The following is a 19,032-nucleotide window of genomic DNA, read 5'->3' on the forward strand; positions in this document are numbered from 1 at the left end:
AAATATACCTTGTACTAACCTACCTTGTCCCACATTTTACTAAGGCGCTTGGCCGAAACTGCCACACGAGTTTTCATCGGCTGAGCAAACAGCTGGATACGATACTCCTCCACCATCCAGCGATATTCGCTAATGGCTTCTTTGTCCGCACGCCCTGCTAACCGCTCCATATGCAAGTCAAGCGCGTAGACACCATCAAGGTCGGCATCCAAATTATGCTCAAGACGCTCAAGGCGAATTTCTAGTGCCTCAAGATAACGTGGATACTGCTGCCAATGGCTATAATCCATCCGATAGACAAAATCAGCCAAATACAGGTCTTCTAATTGATCTTCGATATCATCGATAGATTCCCCAAATATCTCGCGGTCTAACATTAATAGACTTTGGCGAATACGCTGCCATCGCGTATAAACATTTTTCAGCGTTTTTATGACACTTTGACCAGTCAGTAAGAAGTTATTTAACACAACTTCTAGCGTCTGCGCATATTCCTCAGGCGTAAACGGTAACTCCTCACTCAATCCAACTGCGATGTCATCAGCGCTCTCAGGCAGGCTCTCGGTATGGTCAAATAACACATAATGCTCTTCAAGCGTAGCATCTAATGTAGCATCAATGACAATTGTCTTTAGCTTTTCCATATCACCAAGTGGTGCAAATGCCAGTTTGAATATTTTATCCACTTGACTGGTGAGCTGTTTTTTCTTCGCGCCAAGCTTACTCTTTATCAAGGTCAATACGCCAATACGATGCGCTTGTAGTGCTGCATTGACATCGGTGTACTGATGGATCGATACCGCTTCGCCTGCTTCATCGGCAACGAGCGCCGCAAACTGCTTCATGACCACGCCTGCACTATGATGATTTTTGCTAAAGGCAAAATGCTCAGGGAACTCAGTATGCGCGCCTTGTTGCTCATTCACCGCTTGACTGGTTTGTGAGGCATGACGAATCTGTAGCGTTTGCAGATCACGACCTTTTTCGATAATGCGGTTTTTGTCATCGACCACACAAATTTGTGGCTGCAAATAACGGTCAATCGCAGAAGGGCTAAAGCTCTCCGGCGTCACCGACATAATACCGCGGCGATTGAGCGCTTGGCACAGCTGTTTTAACAGCCCTTGTCCACCTTGCTGCTGCAACTCATCAAACAAACTATCTGCGGTATCAGGTATCGGGACGATCTGACGACGAATATCTTTTGGCAATGATTTGAGCAATTGCAACACCAACTCATAGCGCCAACCAGGCACACCCCACAACAGCTCAATCGCGTCGAGCTGCGGTAATGCGGCAAGCGGTACGCGTATGGTCACGCCATCATCATCGCTTGCTGGATCAAAGACATAACGCAATGGCAGTTTTAGATCGCCCAGCTTCCATACTTCTGGAAAGTCGCCCGTGGTCGGCGCTTGACTAGTAAGTACATCTTCATCGGTAAAAAACAGATACTTAGCATCATTCTTTTCTACCTCTGCCCGCCAATCTTCGAACGTTTTGCGACTGGCGACGTGCTCGGGAATCTTTTTATCATAGAACTGATATAGCGTTTCTTCATCAACCAATAGATCCCGGCGACGTAGCTTGTCTTCGATGCGCTCAACATGAGCAATCTTGTCCATATTGTGCTGCAAAAATGGCGCATTACGACCGAAGTTACCAGTTACCAGACCATCACGAATGAAAATCTCTCGTGATTCAGCCAAGTTTACTTGCTCATAATTGGTCAGCTGTTTGCTGATAATGATTAAGCCAAACAAGCTAATCTGCGCGTAAGCTTTGACCCGTCCGGTTTTCTTGGACCAATGCGGTTCAAAGTAATGATATTTGAGCAAGTCGCCTGCAGCTGAAATAATCCACTCGGGTTCAATTTTGGCAACGGTACGCATAAAGACTTGCGAGGTTTCAACCATCTCAAACGCCATCACCCAAGGCGGGATTTGTTTGAACACTGTACTCGCTGGGAATATCTTAGCTTTTTGCTGACGCGCCGCCAAATACTCACCACGACTTTCGGTTTTATGCGCAATGATAGACAGCAGACCCGTCAATAATGCTCTATGCAAATTGGCATATTTGACGGCTTTTAGTTCTTCATCTTCAATCGCAGTTGGGTCATTCTTAGCTACATTTTTATCAGACGCTTGTGAATCATTGACGTCTGTTAATTTAAGCTCAGTCACCATTTGTACCAATTGACGATGTGTCTGGTGCCATTCACGGACACGCGGGAAGCTCAGATAGTTCTTTTTCGCAAACTGTTTACGCTGATTACCAGACAGTTTATTGCCGTCTTCGTCTTTTTCAAACAATGCTTTCCACAGACTTAAATAGAACAAAAAATCTGAGTCATCTTGACGGAAAACTGCATGCTTTTGATCCGCTTGCGTACGTTTATTGGCAGGGCGCTCACGTGGATCTTGTACCGCAAGCGCGGCCACGACAATCAGCATTTCACGAATACAATCAAAGTCAGAACCAGCCACCAGCATACGTGCCAGTCGTGGGTCGATTGGCATACGTGCCATTTTCTGACCAGTCGCTGTCAAGCGCAGGTGATCGAGTCCTTTTTGACGTTTTGGCTTATTAGTTTTATCCTGAGCAGCGATGTCCTTTTTGGAAGTGATTGCCCCCAGCTCATCAAGTAGCTTGTGACCATCCGTAACCAATCGGCTATCAGGCGGCTCAATAAATTCAAAGTCATCGACACTGCCCAAGCGTAGATTTGCCATCTGCAATATCACAGATGCCAAGTTGGTACGCAGAATTTCAGGCTCAGTAAATTCAGGACGACCGTTGAAATCCTCTTCAGAATATAGGCGAATACACACACCCGGAGCGACACGGCCACAACGACCTTTACGCTGGTTGGCAGCCGCTTGCGAAATTGCTTCGATCGGTAGACGCTGCACACGTGAGCGATACGAGTAGCGCGAAATACGCGCAAATCCCAAGTCAATCACATAGCGAATACCCGGTACAGTCAACGCAGTCTCAGCAACGTTGGTCGCGATAACGATACGTCGACCGCGACCTGATGGCTGAAAGATACGCTGCTGCTCTTCATACGTTTGCCGTGCAAATAGTGGCAACACTTCGGTATGACGTGGACCATGGCGCTCAAGCACTTCTTGCATTTCACGAATTTCTGCTTCAGTCGCGGCAAATATCAAGATATCAGCCTGATCAGCATGGCCTTTATTCTGCGCGTCGCTAAAACACTCCTCGACAGCGGCAACAACAGCACGCGGTAGATTTTCTTCGAAATCATCATAGCTGTCATCTTCTGAGCTATTTACTGGCTCATCGGTCAGCGGACGATAACGGACTTCTACCGGAAAGCTACGCCCTTCAACATTAAAGATTGGTGCAGGGACTTGCCGTTTAAGCTTGGCATCATAACGACTGAAATATTCACTAAAGCGCTTGGTATCGAGAGTCGCTGAGGTAATAATGACTTTTAAATCTGGACGCTTGGGCAGCATCTTTTTGAGATAACCCATGATGAAATCGATGTTCAAACTACGCTCATGAGCCTCATCGATAATAATCGTATCGTACTTACTCAAAAAACGATCATGGCCCAGCTCAGCCAGCAAAATACCATCGGTCATTAGCTTAACGACAGATTGCGCTGAGCCTTGCTCATTAAAGCGAATCTTAAAACTAACGGTATTACCTAATTGTTCACCCAATTCTTCTGCAATACGGTTCGCGACGCTGCGCGCTGCCAGTCGTCTTGGCTGCGTGTGCCCTATCTGTCCAGTAATACCGCGTCCTGCCAGCATGGCAAGCTTAGGCAACTGCGTGGTTTTACCCGAACCTGTCTCACCTGCCACGATAATGACTTGATTGTCGATGATGGCTTGTACCAGATCTTCTGCACGTTGACTAACAGGTAGATCAAGATTCAACTTGGCAGGCAAGTCGCTTGGAATACTGTCGATGCGCGCTTGCACTGCTGCTTGCGAGCGCGTTTTTATCTTGTCGTATTGAGCACGTTTCTTGGCAAGGACATTTTCGTGATTGTTTTTTTGTTCAGAACCGTGATTGGATTTTTTATTTTTGGACACAGCAGCGCGTGCCAGCTCTCGTTCGAGACGGCTTAAGTAATAGCTGTCTTTAGCAAGTACTGGTAAATTACTCAGTAATTCCGCTGGTTGCTTTGCACTGTTAGTTTCATCTACAGTAGATGTTTTTAGACTGGTATTCTCAAAAGTATCAGACATATTTGCTTAGGCTATTTATTATGTATAAGTGGTTAGATTATGGAGACAAATGCAGGGTGATTCAAGGTAGTTATGATGCTTGTATGATGCTTAGTTGCAAAGCTGAAGTTTTTTCTATGACTGTGAGGACGATAACGCCTCTATCCCATAAGCAGTATTAAATGAAGACACACTTAGACCATAAATATTAAATTTCATATCATTAAAGGCATAGAAATGGTCTAAATGAGAAAACTAATTACTAACAGTATAAATAATCTGTTGATTAGTCGCAGCGCCCACAAAAAAAGTGTGCATTTCTTGCAGTGCCAGCCTAGGAAAAGGAAGGTGTAGTGACAGTATTAATTTTTCAAACCCTAACATCTCATTAGCTAACTCTTTCGCTACGTCAGGACGAATCTGCGGGTTTTCATAAATATTGTCAATTAACCACGTTAATTGTGGAAATTTTGCGTTTTCATGAATCTGATAAAGCGTGGGCAACATATCATCAGAAATTTGGCAGCGCATTTTGCGAATTAGACCGCTTTTGTAATACATATTTAAAGCCATATTATGATAACTTCTTTAGGTTCTTAATACTTAAGTATCCCACATACTCTTTATCTTCTCCAATCTCAATATTGTTCTCCCCTATCTCAGCGATAGGCTCAATCAACAGCTGAACATTTGAGAGCAGATCATTCACGTTATAGATATCATCTATATCCACCTCAAATTTATCATCAATATGTGAAGCGGCGTCGAAAGGTGAGTCTTTATCTTTAAAGGTGAACTGTTTATAAAACTCGCTTTGCTTTGCTTGCTTAATGGCTTGTGCCTGACTAGCGGCAACGATCAGAATCTTATAATGAAACTCTTCAAAACTGCCCTGCTGATAGCCACCTAAATTTATAAAAAACAGCTTTAAGTCAGCATCTTTGCTTACCTGCTCACCTGATTCAACCAGTTTGATTATGTAACCATCAACCTTAGTAATTGCTCGATACGAATCAATGTGCCATTTGTTTTTGACTTCTGGCCAATGCTGATTGATATCTTCTACTAGCTCACTAACCTGATCTGCCACACCAAAAAAGATATCGTGCTGCTCAATCAGGCGACCTTTAGGACGAGCGCCAAGTTGAACCATATATAAAGTGAGCATATCACGCAGTCCTTATAAAATTTAATCATATAGCCAAGTCTATATAAATCCGCTACATTGTCATCCTCGCTAAGCATACTAATGTATCGCTTGCACTCGGTTTCCTTGTATCGAAATGATATTGAACTGACTATAGCTGGTAGTAGTTTGATGACTTTTGCCTTTTTATTCGACGATAGTATAGTAATGACTGTTTGATATTACAATACCCGCCCTGTTCTTAGCGCATATGCCCAATCTTCACGGCCGTTTTTTAGCGCCAGATTTGCAGCAGCGTCATGATCATAAGCGACTTTAATATGCTCAGTCTGCCAGCGTTTGCCTTGCTCTGTCTCTATACAACTTATAAGCGCGTAGCTCGCATGAGGTGAATAAGTCTGCATCTGATGGATGATAGGTAAGTCATCTTCGTAAGCGGGGTAACCGACGCTACCACTATTAATAACCATTTGCCCTGACGATAGTGTCACCGTGCGCGGAATATGCGTATGTCCACAGACAATGACAGGGCTAGCTATACCATTTAATAATGACAAGATGTTCGAGTCGCTACGTACTGTCGGTGCGCCTGTTACGATATCTTCAAGCAAGTATATTATGTCATCGGTTGGCGTCCCATGACAAAGATAAACATCCTCACTTAAATGACAATCGAACGGTAAAGCGCGCATCCATTCAATCGCGTCTTTAGGTAACTCTCTGACAATAAAATCCATCGTTGGATTGTTAGCGATTTCTGTTTCAGTCGCCTCATAAATTTGCCTATCTTGATTGCCCCTAATGGTGAGAATATCATCTCGATGTGCCATTAATAACTCATAGGTCGCCCTCGGCGCTATCGGCCCATATAAGATATCACCCAAATTGACGATTTGATCGACACCGCGCTTTTTGATATCGGCAAGCACAGCGTCAAGCGCAAAGATATTACTATGAATATCTGAAATAGCAGCGATTGTAATGAGAGTCTTACAGCTAGAGGGTATCATACGGTCTATTATCCCCATAAATTGCGATGTGATAAATTAATAGAGTATAAAAAATAAAAACCTGATGCCTCATTAGTATTGGGACATCAGGTTCTATTTATCATGGTAATGCTAATGGTTCGTTAGACTTATAGTAGAAAGAAATACGCCCAACACCCAACGATAACAGTAGAAATGATATTGAGGATGACACCTGTACGTATCATCTCTGTTTGCTTGATCAAACCTGTACCGAACACGATAGCGTTTGGCGGCGTGGCAACGGGAAGCATAAAGGCACAAGACGCACCGATACCAATAATAAGTACCAAGACTTCGCTCGGTATACCCATATGCTCGGCAATTGCCACAAACACAGGTACTAAGAGCGCAGCAGACGCCGTGTTTGATGCGAACTCTGTCAAGAAAATAATAAAGGCTGCGATTGCAAGCATTACGACCAATAGTGGGGCGGTTTGTAAGCCATTAGCAACCGTCTCGCCCAGTATTAATGACGCACCTGATACTTTCAGGACATTCGATAGCGCAATACCGCCACCGAATAACATCAATACACCCCAATCCGTGTTGTCTGATACTTGTTTCCAAGATACCAGACCCAAGCTCACAACCGCCACTGCTGCAAGCAATGCAACAATGGCATCCGTATCTTCGATGCCAACTGCAGCACCAATTTGCTTAGACAATATCCAGCTAACTGCCGTTATAATAAAAACAGCAATTGTCAATACGCGCGGCTTAGTCCAATGGATGTTCTCATCCTGTTGCAAGGTCATCGTGCGGTTTAGGTTCGGCTTTAGATATAAATACATCGCACCCAACAGTACTGGTAATAATATCAGCATCATTGGAATACCAAACTTCATCCAATCGACAAATGCGATATCCAACGCTTTTGCGGCAATCGCATTTGGTGGTGAGCCAACAATCGTACCCAAACCACCGAGACTTGCTGAATAAGCAATACCGAGTAGTACAAACACAAACGTACCGCGATCTTCTTTACTATCTACTTGCGTCAAAATACCAAGTGCAAGCGGTAGCATCATTGCCGTTGTTGCTGTATTTGAAATCCACATGGATAGAAACGCAGTCACGCCAAAAATCAATAATACAGCGGTACTTAGCTTACCACCTGATAACGAGAGAATTTTTAGCGCAATCTTTCTATCAAGCTTTTGCACATGTAACGCGGCCGCCAAAGCAAAACCACCAAAGAAGAGGTAAATAATGGGACTGGCAAAGCTTTGCAGACCGACTTCAGCATTAAAATCAGGAATACCAATTAATGTCCCAACCACAACCACCAAGATTGCAGTGATAGTGACATGTATCGCCTCAGTGAGCCATAGCACGCCGATAAAAAACAGCATCGCTAGCCCTTTATTGGCACTGACCTCAAATGGCAATACACTGTAGATAATAAAACTAATGATTGCCGCAATGGCGACCACGATCAATCCTTTTCCCGTTCCCTTTGGGAATGTATCCGTAAATAAATACTCGTTACCATCATCAGGAATATGGCTATCCAGCTTTTTCTCTGACATAAATTATCCTTATCGCATCCAGAGTGAGTATGAAGTCAAAATTATTGCAACATACACTTATTGTAAGACATCATGATATTTGTATAGCGAACATTACGCGCGAAAATATCATATCAGAATAACTTATATATGAATACATTTTGATTAGTTATGTTTTTTTGAGATCCCTGTTTGATTCGTTAACAATAATCACCTCTCGACTTTGTTTTATTTCTCAACAATGGCCCTCTCACCGCTTTGTATGGTCGCTTTCGCTGATAAAAATTACATAAAGCCTCCAAACATTCATCATTTGGGGCTATACAAGTAAAAACTGATACCACATAATCGTGAGGTTAGATAGATAATCATCAATAAAAAAAAGAGGAATGACACTATGACAGATGCAAATAAAACCGATGCAACCACAAAAATGGCGCCAAAAGACATCAATCAAGATGCTCTAGCCAAAGAAGATCAACAGCGTACTGACGATTCAGCGCTAGATATGATGCAAGGTATGCATGAACATGAAGATCATCAAGAAGAAGGTGTAAAATAAGAGATGGCAAAACGGCAGAGAAAGTCTGTTATCTAGCATCAACAGTGAAATAAGAAGCGCTCGTCATGATGATGAGCGCTTTTTTAGTTTTGTTTCTCTTTGTTCTGGCAGGTGATTGGAGACATAGTTATATATAAATGCTGCTGTTAGAACGATTATGATGGGTACAAACAACGCATCATAGCCAACTTTTGCAAACAAAAAAGCCCCCACCGTACTACCACCGCAGAAGCAATACCAAATAACGGCCTGAAAGCCCAATGTCGGCTTACTAATGGAGCGACCCGCAAGCCAGTTACCGATTGCTGCACCCATATCGGATGTCAGTCCTGTCAAATGAGTCGTGCGAATAACTGCTCCGCTATAAGTGGCTACCATCGCGTTTTGTAATCCGCAGGCCATCGCTGCCGCCAATTGTCCGAGATAATCATGCTGCTGATATAACCAATAGGCAGCTATTAGCAAAGCTGCTTCAAAATATAGCGCACGCCCGTAACGACGGCCTAGTGTTAAAGATGTCTGTCCAATGACAAAACCGCTTAGTATTGCCCCTGACAAAAAAGACAATAGTAGCGCACCGATATACAAAATACTGCGAGAATCTGAGTAAGCGATAGCTGCTGCAAACAAGCTGACATTGCCGGTGACATGCGAGACCGATAAGTTAGCAAATCCCATTAATGCGGTTGTGTTCACGCAGCCGGCGCTAAATGCCAATACCGCCCCACCCCACAAAATCCACTTTGGTAACTTGGTTATCATATTCGTCACCTAAAGGCCTACTGCCAAAAAGACTCATAGTATAACGAGAAAAGGCAGCCAATTGGCTGCCTTTTCAATAGTTGAGTAAATCATTCGTAATGACCATCAACACAAAAAATACTTAAATGATTATTGCGCTGGCTCATCAAGCATCATCAACTGCTCACTGATAGCGACGGTATTAAAACCTGCATCAACAAACATGATCTCACCTGTGATACCAGATGCCCAAGGCGATAATAGGAATAATGCTGCGTTGCCTACTTCCATCTGATTGACATTACGTTGTAGTGGTGCAATTTTTTCGCTGATATCGAGCATTTTGCGGAATGATTTAATGCCACTAGCAGCTAGTGTGCGAATTGGGCCAGCTGAGATCGCATTGACACGGATACCTTCGCCGCCCATAGAAGTCGCTAAGTAGCGTACGCTGGCTTCAAGACTGGCTTTTGCCATACCCATGACATTATAGTTTGGCAATACTGAGATACTGCCTTCATAGGTCAATGTCAGCATAGAACCATGACGCATTGCCAGCAACTCACGAGCTGCTTTTGCCAATGCAACGAAGCTGTAGCTAGAGATATCATGCGCGATGTGGCTGCCTTCACGCGTAGTGGCGTTGACAAAGTCACCATCTAGCTGATCCATCGGTGCAAAACCAATGGCGTGTACCACACCATCAATACCATCACCCCAATGCGCAGTTACTTGCTCAAAACAAGCAGCAATAGACTCATCAGAGGCGACATCACATTCTAATACCAAATCCGCTTCGAACTGTTCGGCAGCCATGTCCACACGCTTTTTGATTTTATCGTTCGGATAAGTCAAGATCAGTGAGGCACCTTCACGATGTAGCGCTTCTGCGATAGCCCAAGCGATAGAGAGTTTACTTGCGATGCCAGTTACGACAAATCGTTGTCCTTGCAATAGCATAAGATTTCCTTTTGAATCAATCGAGATGATTTAGAATATAGGTTTATTTAGAGTAATTAGAAAGTGACGCGTCATGAAATGATGCAAATCAAAAGATGACTTATTATACACGAATTAGTTTAAGTAAACAGTCGTAAACTGTACTTGGTTAGTATCGTTAGTATCGCAATAATACTAATGAAATATCATCATTGTCACCGTTCTAATTGTATCTCTAACAGCCCTATAATGACTAAACTCTGAACTACTCACCACAGCAGTATGAAGTTCAGCAGATTTCGAGTATAATCACAGCCCTTCCCAGCTTGCACAATTTTATAAGAATCCTGACATGATAGGATTCAACGTTAAGCTACACCCACATTTTGGATGGCTGCCAAACTTATGAGTAACACCCCAATAATAACCCCAGATTATAAAGAAAGTACCGAATCCTATCGCCAATTGATTGGTTCGACTGGCGAAGACTTAGATCGTCCTGGTTTATTAGACACGCCTGTACGTGCGGCAAAGGCTTTCGCTCACCTGACCAAAGGCTATCATCAAAGCATTGAAGAAGTGGTCAATGATGCTGTCTTTCCATCAGCCAATCGTGAGCTAGTACTGGTACAGAACATTGAGTTTTATTCACTGTGCGAGCATCATATGCTACCGTTCCATGGTGTCGCTCATATTGGATACCTGCCTGATGGTCAGGTACTAGGGCTGTCGAAGTTTGCCCGCATTGTCGATATGTTTGCCCGTCGTCTGCAAATACAAGAAAACCTGAGTGAACAGATCGCACAAACCATCATGGATGTTACCGGCTGTCGTGGCGTAGCGGTAGTCATGGATGCCTCACACATGTGTATGATGATGCGCGGTGTCAGCAAACAGCATTCAACCACGCGTAGTACCGCGATGCTTGGTGAGTATCAGCATAACAATCAAGCTCGGAATGAATTTTTGGGTGCCGTTCCTAAGCGCCAACCAGCGTTTTAAACACTTGTAAATCTGAGCTAAACGCTTGAAAGTAAGACAAAAAAAGGACGCTAATGCGTCCTTTTTTTTGGTTTAACTATACTAAGTAAGATTTCAAGTTTTAGCAAATCAATACTAACTAACTGGTCTGACTTCATCTACCCAATTGCCATAACCTTCAGCTTCCATATCTACAAGTGGGATAAAGCGCAGTGCTGCTGAGTTCATACAGTAACGCTTACCTGTCGGTGCTGGACCATCATCGAATACATGACCCACGTGCGAGTCAGCGTAGCGACTACGAATCTCGGTACGCGTCCCAAAGATACCGCGATCTGCTTTTTCTACCACCATGTTCGTGTTCAATGGACGAGTGAAGCTCGGCCAACCCGTGCCAGACTTGTATTTATCACGAGAAGAAAATAATGGCTCACCAGATACGACGTCTACATACAATCCAGGCGCTTTATTATCCCAATACTCATTATTAAAAGCGCGCTCAGTACCATCTTTTTGAGTGACTTTATATTGAATATCAGTGAGCGATTTTTTTAGCTCATCCTGCGACGGTTTGACAAAGGTATTTGGGTTAAACCCTACACTTGATTTATTGTTTGGCGTTTGACTGGCTGCAACTGGCTGTGCACTATCTGCAGTCGGCTTGAATTGACTAAAATCAAGCTCATAGTCTTTGCCGTATACACTTTCTATAAACTGATAGCGGCCAGAATTAAATGTGTAAGCCTTATAACGTATCGGATTCTTTTTGTAATAATCCTGATGATACTCTTCGGCAGGATAGAACTTGCCAGCAGGAACAATCTCAATTACGACTGGTTTGTCATATACGCCAGAGTCTTGTAATGATTGTTTGGCAGCTTCTGCTATTTTCTTTTCTTGCGCATTGTTATAAAAAATCGCTGGACGATACTGTGTGCCACGATCAACATATTGCCCTTGATCGTCAGTGGGGTCAGCGATTCTCCATAATGCTTGTACGATACCATTGTAAGTAATTTTCGTAGGATCATAATACACTTGCGCCGCTTCTGTATGACCCGTACCACCCGCTGATACTTCTTTGTAGGTTGGGTTTTCGGTATTGCCGCCCGTATAACCAGACACCACTTCTACCACGCCTGGGATTTTCTCATAACCTGCTTCGACACACCAAAAACACCCGCCAGCTACTGTAGCAACTGCCAGTCCTGGAGTTGTCGGTGCATAAGGATTAGCAGCATCTGCATTTTTTACAGTAGTGCTATTTTCAGTAGACGCGCAGCCTACGTATAGAGCGCTACTCGCTACGATAACCAACCCCATAACTTTAGACGATAATGTGCGATTCATAAAAATCTCCCAAACGTAATATCATTTAATCATCGTAACGCTTATGTATCACTACAACATTCCTGTATTGTTATATATTTACAATTTATTAAGTTATTTTTTATTAATTAAGTCGTAGCACAAGATAAATTAAACGATGGTTTGATTATGACACAGGCTTTAGTATATTTAATATATAGAGATAAACTATTTTATTTCAAGATCTTAGATTATTTTAAACGCATTAAAAAAGCCTATACTCAAAAGAGTCATAGGCTTTTTTTGTCTATCGTAAGTCTGTCAGTACAAGCAAAAAGTTATGACGCTTTCTGAGTGTCTTTATCAGCACGCTCATCACTTACTTGCTTAATTTTCGTTAAGATTTCCTTAATTTCAGCTGCTGAGAGGTAAGTTGGTACAGCATAAGTATCGCTGACTTCTTTTGCTGCTGCTTTTGCAATATCGTCAAAGTCACTGGCCTGCATACCGCTAACGGTCGGATCAATATTTAGATCTGCAATAAGCGCTCTGACTTGTTCAATGAGATGGTTTGCTATTTCCTTATCGCCATGACCAGCTTGGCCGTCTGCTACCATACCTGTTCTTTTTGCCAGTGCGGCCAGTCTCTGCTTGCTTGCTTTACGATTAACATCAAGCACATAAGGCAACACGATCGCATTAGCACGACCATGAGGAATGCTATAGTAGGCACCTAATTGGTGAGCAATAGCATGCACATAACCCAAGCCCGCTTTGTTAAAGGCGATACCACCATAATGGGCGGCAATTCCCATCTCTTCTCTTGCTTTTAGATTGCCGCCATCTTTATAAGCCAGTGGTAGGTAATGCATGACCGATTTGACGGCAGAAGCCGCATAGTAATCCGTCTCAACACTGGCATTGGCACTCATCCATGCTTCTAATGCATGGGTCAATACGTCAATACCCGTATCAGCGGTGATGTGCGCTGGCATACCTTTCATAATAATGGGGTCAATCGCTGCGGCGAGCGGCACCATTCTTGGATCAATAGACAATGCTTTTTGGTGTGTTTTATCATCAGATATGACTGCACCAAGGGTTGCCTCTGAGCCAGTACCTGCTGTTGTAGGCACGCAATATAATGGCGCGGAGGGTTTTCTTGCTTTAAGGATACCGATCAGTTGCTGAGGCTTGCATTTATTGCCTTGAGACATGGCGATCATTTTTGCAGCATCGATCACTGAGCCGCCGCCGATGGCGATAATAGAGTCGCAATTTGCTGCTATAGATTGGCGAAGTCCTTCTTCGACTACGTTAAAAGTAGGATCTGGTGTAATGCCATCGTATATGTGGTAGTTGATGTTTTTTGCATCTAGATAATCAGTGACTTTTGCAGGGATACCGAGTTTGTTTAGTACCGCATCAGTGACGATAAAGACATTGGTATTGCCTTCGTTGATGAGCATGTCGCATAGCTCATCACAGGCAGTCTCACCGACAAACAACATCGGTCTTCTGATAGGTATCACGTAAGAGACTGCTTTGAGTACTTTAGCGCGTGTCTTAGCCACTGCCAAATAACCAGCATGCTGCAAGCTGTTGTTCTTTACTAATTTAGTAATACTGTTTTGTTTTTTCATGGGTACAAAAATCCTTTTCAATGATGATTTTAACCGCGATAACAATAATTCTAGCTAGTTGATAGAGGCTAATGAACGTTTGCCAATAGCAGAGTAGATAAGTATATGTACAGTAAGGATGTTTGAATAAAGCAAACCACTGTCTAGCATGATTGTACCACTGCCTTTTTTGGTTTGTCGCTATTATTGTGTACTGCTCGCCTTTAATAACTGCTTGGCATACGGATGCTGTGGCTGGCTAAAGACATCTTCTGTGAGCCCAGACTCCACGCAAGCCCCTTGTTTTAGTACCATAATATGCTGACATAGTGCGCGTACTACTTTGAGATCATGACTGATAAAGACATAACTTATTTGCAGTTTTTGTTGAATTTCACGTAATAAACTCACCACCGTCACCTGCGTGGTGCTATCGAGCGCAGAGGTAGGCTCATCCAATATGAGTAAGCTCGGCTTCATAATGAGTGCACGCGCCAGTGCCACGCGTTGACGCTGCCCACCGGACAGCTCATGCGGATAACGCTGCGCGAATGCTAAAGGCAAATGGACGGTAGCCAAACTCTCCATCACCGCCTGCTGACGCGCGTCTTTATCCACGCCTTGTACCAACAGTCCTTCTTCCACGATTTGCATGACCGTCATACGCGGATTAATACTGGCAAATGGATCTTGAAACACCATTTGGATCTGCGAGCGAAAGTTACGTAGCGCTTTTTTGGACAATGCCGAGATGTCTTGCCCGTTGACCATTATCTGTCCACTCACACGTGCTTGATTGCTCAGTAGTTGACTAAGCGCTAGTGCAATGGTGGTTTTTCCAGAGCCAGACTCTCCAACGATACCCAATGCCTGTCCTTTTTGCAGTGTCATATCGACATCTTTGACCCCATCGAACCAGCGCTTGGTGCCCCCAAATAGGCTTTTTTCAACTGGGAATTTTACTTTAAGATTACTCACTTCTAGTACGCTTGATTGTTTATCTACGTTATCGTCTGCTATAACTAACGCTTGGCCAAAGTCTTGCTTGATAAGGGTACGCGTATAGTCGGCTTTAGGCTGGTCAAATACCGCCGACGTTTGACCCTGCTCAATCGTCTGGCCTTGGCGCATCACGATGACCTCATCACTATAACGCCTAACCAGATTGAGATCGTGGCTGATTAATATCATCGCCATATTATGCTGGTGTTTGAGATCATTCAGTAGCGCCAAAATTTCATGCTGCAAAGTAACATCAAGCGCAGTCGTCGGTTCATCAGCGATCAAGATATCAGGCTGCTGAGCCAATGCCATCGCAATCATTACTCGCTGACGCTGACCACCTGATAACTCATGTGGATAGCGACTCAACTTGTCAGCAGGATCGGTGATATTGACATCATTTAGCAAGGTAATGCTGGTGTCTCGCCATTGCTTTTTGGGTACGCCGCTTAAACGTAGTGATTCAGCGATTTGTTTTGCAACGGTATGCAGTGGATTCAGCGCTGTCATCGGCTCTTGAAACACTATACCAATATGCTGTCCACGAATAGCACGTAATGCGGAATTACGCGATTTGTCATTCGCTATCGGTAGTTGAGACATGCCTGCTGTACTTGCCAACTGAACCTCACCCCTAATTGTCAAACTCTCTGGTAGCAGACCTAGTAACGCAAGACTGGCAATCGATTTGCCAGATCCTGACTCACCAACGATAGCCAAAGTTTGCCCTTGTCTTAGCTCATAAGACAGCGCATCAACCAGCTGGATTCCTGTAGCAGTTGTGATGCTTAGGCTATCTACTGCCAGCATGAGTTTGTTTTGCGCGCGATTAAGACTTTCATTTGGCGCGTTGTATTGCTCGGTAGCCATAATATTTTCGGTCATATCAAGAGCGCCTCGGATCAAACGCATCACGCAGTGCTTCGCCGACGAAGATGAGCAATGACAAAATAAAGGTCAAACTAAAAAATCCTGACAAGGCGAGCCAAGGGGCATCGAGATTGTTCTTCCCCTGTACCATTAGCTCACCTAAAGACGGCGAGCCAGGTGGCAATCCATATCCCAAGAAATCCAGCGCAGTCAACGCAATGATATTGGCCGTTAAGATAAACGGTAGCTGCGACAAGCTTGAGGCTAACGCGTTGGGTAAAATATGCCTGAGCATAATCTGGCTATCAGACACACCGAGATTGCGCGCGGCCCGCACATAGTCAAAATTACGGGCACGTAAGAACTCTGCTCTTACCAAACCGACCAGACCCATCCAGCCAAATAACAGCATCATGGCAAATAGCATAGTAATACTGGGACTAAACAGACTGACCAAAATAATAATCATAAATAGCTGAGGCATACCGCCCCATACTTCCATAAAGCGCTGCCCTGCCAGATCTACCCAGCCGCCGTAATAACCTTGTATTGCACCGACAATAATCCCGATGAGAGCACCAGCGAGCGTCAGCGCCAGACCAAACAACAATGAGACGCGCATACCATAAAGTATCCTTGCGAGCACATCGCGACCCATATCATCAGTACCAAGCCAGTTCTGAGCGTTTGGAGCCGCTGGATAAGGTAGACCAAGCTCGACATTTGGCGTCTGATCAGCAAATGGAATAGGCGGCATCACATAATAACCTTGCTCATCAATCAGCGACTGCACTGCAGGGTCTTTATAATTGGTTTCGGTTTCGAACACGCCGCCAAATGTCGTTTCAGGATAGGCCTTTAATACTGGAAAGTAATAATCGCCTTGATACTGTACTAATAAGGGTTTGTCATTGGCGATGAAATTAGCCGCCATGCAGATGACAAATATCACTGCGAAAACAAACAGCGATATCACCCCAAGACGATTTTGGCGAAAGCGATTTAAACGCGCTTGCCAAATAGGATTTAAGCGCTGCTTTTTTTGTGTCGGTACCACTGATGCCGTTGAAGACGGTGAATGATCTGACATTAGCGCCCCTCAAAATCAATACGGGGATCAATCAAGTGATAGCTTAAGTCGCTGATTAATTGCAGTAGCAATCCCACCAAGGTGAAGATAAATAACGTACCAAATATCACTGGATAGTCGCGTTGTTGAATGGCCTCAAAACCTAACAACCCCAAACCATCTAGTTTAAAGATAATCTCAATCAAAAAGTTACCGGCAAAGAAAATACCAACGATAGCGGCTGGGATACCTGCGATGATAATTAACATGGCATTGCGAAATACATGTCCGTATAGCACCTGACGCTCACCCAGTCCTTTGGCACGAGCGGTCAATACGTACTGCTTACCCAGCTCTTCTAAAAAGCTAAATTTGGTCAAGTACGTCAAGCCCGCAAAACCACCTACAGTACTGGCTAGCAGCGGTAGTGCCAAGTGCCAAAAATAATCTTTAACCTTACCAAGCGCGCTGAGCTGGTCAAAATTTTCGGACGTGAGCCCCTGTAGCGGGAAAATATTCCAATAGGTGCCACCCGCAAAAAATACCAATAAAATCACTGCAAACACAAACACAGGTATCGCATGTCCGATAGCCAGCAGCATAGCAGTGAATTTATCAATGCCTGAGCCATGATGCATCGCTTTATACACCCCTAACGGAATGGCGATCAGATAAATGAGCAGCGTACTCCAAAGACCAAGCGATATTGAGACTGGTAGCTTCTCTATAATGAGATCGGTCACCGACTGCCCTTTAAAAAACGACTCACCAAAATCTAGCTGAGCGTAATTTTTTAACATTAGCCAAAATCGTTCTGGTGCCGATTTATCAAAGCCGTACTGGGCATTAATAGCAGCGACCATTTCCTCAGAGAGACCGCGCGTTCCTTGATAAGTGCTGTCATTGCCACCTGCACTGCCCGCGCCAATATTACCACCAAGCGCATTATCTTTTGACCCCTGCTCAATAAGGGCAAGCTGCTGCTCAACAGGTCCGCCTGGTGCCGCTTGTACGATTACAAAGTTGGCAAGCAATATCAAAAATAGTGTCGGTAATATCAGTAGTAGTCTTTTTAAGATATAACGACCCATAATGGCGACTTCCTAAATAAAGAGAGAGGGCAATGACTACAGCAGTATATTCTTTAGTGCTAAAGGTATACATAAACACATCTATGTATTAAAAACTTGCATTAAAAATTATTTTTCAGCTCGCGTAACGCTGCAAATACCGTCAAAGATTTATCATCGTCGATAGTTACTTTTGATTTAACCCCTGCAATCACACTTGGCTCTTGGGTACGCAAAAACACGTTTATCGCACGCTCATGCTCTAGCGTCACTGGCAGTGTCGGAGCACCTTGCGCAGTTTGTGCCTCAGCTTGCGCTAGTGCTTGCTGCATTGCCTCGTTGTCAGGCTCGATAGACAATCCAAAGCGTAGGTTACTAGCCGTATACTCGTGCGCAGGATACAGTAGTGTCTCATCAGACAATTCATTTAGACGCTTAAAGCTATCATGTAACTGCTCGATCGTACCAGTAAAAACACGTCCACAACCTGCACTAAATAGAGTATCACCGCAGAAGCAATGTTTTTGCCCATCGATATCTAAGATATAAGCCATATGGCTGGCGGTGTGTCCTGATACATCCCAGACTTGTGCAGAGCAGCCCCATGCGCTCACCGTGCTACCATCTTTGATGGTTTGATCCTCATCAACCCCATGCTCACTATGCGCAACCAGATGAGTCATCGGATACGACTCCTGCAATTCTGCGACACCACCAATATGATCATGATGATGATGCGTGGTCCAAATCGAGGTTAGCTCTAGCTCATGTGTCTCTAGATAATCGATAACTGGCTGGGCTTGACCTGGATCAATGACGATCGCCTGCTTATTATTTTCGTTAATTAAGGTCCAAATATAATTATCATTAAACGCTTTAATGGGGTGAATGCGGATACTCATGTCAAATCCTTACTAGTAGTTATTTCTTTGCTCGTTATTTTGAATTATTTCGCGGCGCTTTTACTGCGT

15 protein-coding genes are annotated in these 19,032 nt (G+C 43.9%); 2 read left to right on the forward strand and 13 right to left on the reverse strand.

Annotation, left to right across the window (positions count from 1 at the left end; translation table 11 throughout):
- Positions 1-14: 14 nt before the first annotated feature.
- The 5 genes from hrpA to ACHUET_RS05680 form a co-directional block, all read right to left on the reverse strand.
- Positions 15-4,232 (reverse strand): ATP-dependent RNA helicase HrpA, encoded by a 4,218-nt coding sequence (gene hrpA, locus ACHUET_RS05660; RefSeq protein ID WP_394211363.1) that lies wholly within the window; start codon positions 4,230-4,232, stop codon positions 15-17.
- Positions 4,233-4,466: 234 nt separating this feature from the next.
- Positions 4,467-4,784 (reverse strand): hypothetical protein, encoded by a 318-nt coding sequence (locus ACHUET_RS05665; RefSeq protein ID WP_394211365.1) that lies wholly within the window; start codon positions 4,782-4,784, stop codon positions 4,467-4,469.
- A gap of 1 nt (position 4,785) precedes the next feature.
- Positions 4,786-5,379, reverse strand: a complete 594-nt coding sequence (locus ACHUET_RS05670) for a DUF1543 domain-containing protein (protein ID WP_394211367.1) — start codon at positions 5,377-5,379, stop codon at positions 4,786-4,788.
- Between the two features lie 200 nt (positions 5,380-5,579).
- Entirely contained in the window at positions 5,580-6,368 is a 789-nt protein-coding gene (locus tag ACHUET_RS05675; RefSeq protein ID WP_394211368.1) for a metallophosphoesterase family protein, read from the reverse strand.
- Between the two features lie 128 nt (positions 6,369-6,496).
- Positions 6,497-7,918 carry an SLC13 family permease gene (locus tag ACHUET_RS05680; protein WP_394211370.1) on the reverse strand — a complete coding sequence of 474 codons (1,422 nt, stop codon included), beginning with the start codon at positions 7,916-7,918 and terminating at the stop codon, positions 6,497-6,499.
- A 376-nt stretch (positions 7,919-8,294) separates the two neighbouring features.
- Between ACHUET_RS05680 and ACHUET_RS05685 the strand changes: the two genes are divergently transcribed.
- Positions 8,295-8,459 carry a hypothetical protein gene (locus ACHUET_RS05685; RefSeq protein WP_394211372.1) on the forward strand — a complete coding sequence of 55 codons (165 nt, stop codon included), beginning with the start codon at positions 8,295-8,297 and terminating at the stop codon, positions 8,457-8,459.
- 63 nt (positions 8,460-8,522) lie between these two features.
- On the opposite strand, the gene ACHUET_RS05690 is transcribed toward ACHUET_RS05685, so the two are convergent.
- Entirely contained in the window at positions 8,523-9,221 is a 699-nt protein-coding gene (locus ACHUET_RS05690; protein ID WP_394211374.1) for a YoaK family protein, read from the reverse strand.
- A gap of 129 nt (positions 9,222-9,350) precedes the next feature.
- Positions 9,351-10,160: an enoyl-ACP reductase FabI gene (locus tag ACHUET_RS05695; RefSeq protein WP_165596971.1), complete on the reverse strand. Its 810-nt coding sequence runs from the start codon at positions 10,158-10,160 to the stop codon at positions 9,351-9,353.
- A gap of 384 nt (positions 10,161-10,544) precedes the next feature.
- Here ACHUET_RS05695 and folE point away from each other — a divergent pair, with 384 nt between their 5' ends.
- The gene (gene folE, locus ACHUET_RS05700) at positions 10,545-11,141 is read left to right on the forward strand and encodes a GTP cyclohydrolase I FolE (protein ID WP_238038243.1); all 597 of its coding nucleotides are present in this window, start codon (positions 10,545-10,547) and stop codon (positions 11,139-11,141) included.
- Positions 11,142-11,255: 114 nt separating this feature from the next.
- Here the strand turns inward: folE and msrB are convergent, their stop codons facing one another.
- The 6 genes from msrB to gloB all read right to left on the reverse strand — a co-directional run bounded on the left by msrB (position 11,256) and on the right by gloB (position 18,963).
- Positions 11,256-12,470 carry a peptide-methionine (R)-S-oxide reductase MsrB gene (msrB, locus tag ACHUET_RS05705; protein WP_394211377.1) on the reverse strand — a complete coding sequence of 405 codons (1,215 nt, stop codon included), beginning with the start codon at positions 12,468-12,470 and terminating at the stop codon, positions 11,256-11,258.
- A 296-nt stretch (positions 12,471-12,766) separates the two neighbouring features.
- Complete coding sequence (locus ACHUET_RS05710) at positions 12,767-14,071, reverse strand: iron-containing alcohol dehydrogenase (protein WP_394211379.1); 1,305 nt, start codon at positions 14,069-14,071, stop codon at positions 12,767-12,769.
- Between the two features lie 183 nt (positions 14,072-14,254).
- The gene (locus tag ACHUET_RS05715; RefSeq protein ID WP_394211479.1) at positions 14,255-15,922 is read right to left on the reverse strand and encodes an ABC transporter ATP-binding protein; all 1,668 of its coding nucleotides are present in this window, start codon (positions 15,920-15,922) and stop codon (positions 14,255-14,257) included.
- 16 nt (positions 15,923-15,938) lie between these two features.
- Positions 15,939-17,012, reverse strand: coding sequence for an ABC transporter permease (locus ACHUET_RS05720; protein ID WP_371532084.1), 1,074 nt, complete (start codon positions 17,010-17,012; stop codon positions 15,939-15,941).
- A complete protein-coding gene (gene yejB, locus ACHUET_RS05725; protein WP_075107471.1) occupies positions 17,012-18,082 on the reverse strand; it encodes a microcin C ABC transporter permease YejB in 1,071 nt (356 codons plus the stop codon). The genes ACHUET_RS05720 and yejB overlap by 1 nt, the downstream gene beginning before the upstream one ends.
- A 101-nt stretch (positions 18,083-18,183) precedes the next feature.
- Positions 18,184-18,963 carry a hydroxyacylglutathione hydrolase gene (gloB, locus tag ACHUET_RS05730; protein WP_394211382.1) on the reverse strand — a complete coding sequence of 260 codons (780 nt, stop codon included), beginning with the start codon at positions 18,961-18,963 and terminating at the stop codon, positions 18,184-18,186.
- Positions 18,964-19,032 lie beyond the last annotated feature (69 nt).

Origin of the sequence: Psychrobacter piscatorii, assembly GCF_043641605.1 — a bacterium.
GTDB classification, from domain to species: Bacteria; Pseudomonadota; Gammaproteobacteria; order Pseudomonadales; family Moraxellaceae; genus Psychrobacter; species Psychrobacter piscatorii_C.

Excerpts from the sequence above, each read along its gene's own strand:
- msrB (WP_394211377.1), bottom strand. The coding sequence starts at position 12,470 with ATGAATCGCACATTATCGTCTAAAGTTATGGGGTTGGTTATCGTAGCG.
- ACHUET_RS05690 (WP_394211374.1), bottom strand. The coding sequence starts at position 9,221 with ATGATAACCAAGTTACCAAAGTGGATTTTGTGGGGTGGGGCGGTATTG.
- gloB (WP_394211382.1), bottom strand. The coding sequence starts at position 18,963 with ATGAGTATCCGCATTCACCCCATTAAAGCGTTTAATGATAATTATATT.
- ACHUET_RS05665 (WP_394211365.1), bottom strand. The coding sequence starts at position 4,784 with ATGGCTTTAAATATGTATTACAAAAGCGGTCTAATTCGCAAAATGCGC.
- hrpA (WP_394211363.1), bottom strand. The coding sequence starts at position 4,232 with ATGTCTGATACTTTTGAGAATACCAGTCTAAAAACATCTACTGTAGAT.
- ACHUET_RS05710 (WP_394211379.1), bottom strand. The coding sequence starts at position 14,071 with ATGAAAAAACAAAACAGTATTACTAAATTAGTAAAGAACAACAGCTTG.
- ACHUET_RS05670 (WP_394211367.1), bottom strand. The coding sequence starts at position 5,379 with ATGCTCACTTTATATATGGTTCAACTTGGCGCTCGTCCTAAAGGTCGC.
- ACHUET_RS05685 (WP_394211372.1), top strand. The coding sequence starts at position 8,295 with ATGACAGATGCAAATAAAACCGATGCAACCACAAAAATGGCGCCAAAA.
- ACHUET_RS05675 (WP_394211368.1), bottom strand. The coding sequence starts at position 6,368 with ATGATACCCTCTAGCTGTAAGACTCTCATTACAATCGCTGCTATTTCA.
- folE (WP_238038243.1), top strand. The coding sequence starts at position 10,545 with ATGAGTAACACCCCAATAATAACCCCAGATTATAAAGAAAGTACCGAA.
- ACHUET_RS05720 (WP_371532084.1), bottom strand. The coding sequence starts at position 17,012 with ATGTCAGATCATTCACCGTCTTCAACGGCATCAGTGGTACCGACACAA.
- yejB (WP_075107471.1), bottom strand. The coding sequence starts at position 18,082 with ATGGGTCGTTATATCTTAAAAAGACTACTACTGATATTACCGACACTA.
- ACHUET_RS05680 (WP_394211370.1), bottom strand. The coding sequence starts at position 7,918 with ATGTCAGAGAAAAAGCTGGATAGCCATATTCCTGATGATGGTAACGAG.
- ACHUET_RS05715 (WP_394211479.1), bottom strand. The coding sequence starts at position 15,922 with ATGGCTACCGAGCAATACAACGCGCCAAATGAAAGTCTTAATCGCGCG.
- ACHUET_RS05695 (WP_165596971.1), bottom strand. The coding sequence starts at position 10,160 with ATGCTATTGCAAGGACAACGATTTGTCGTAACTGGCATCGCAAGTAAA.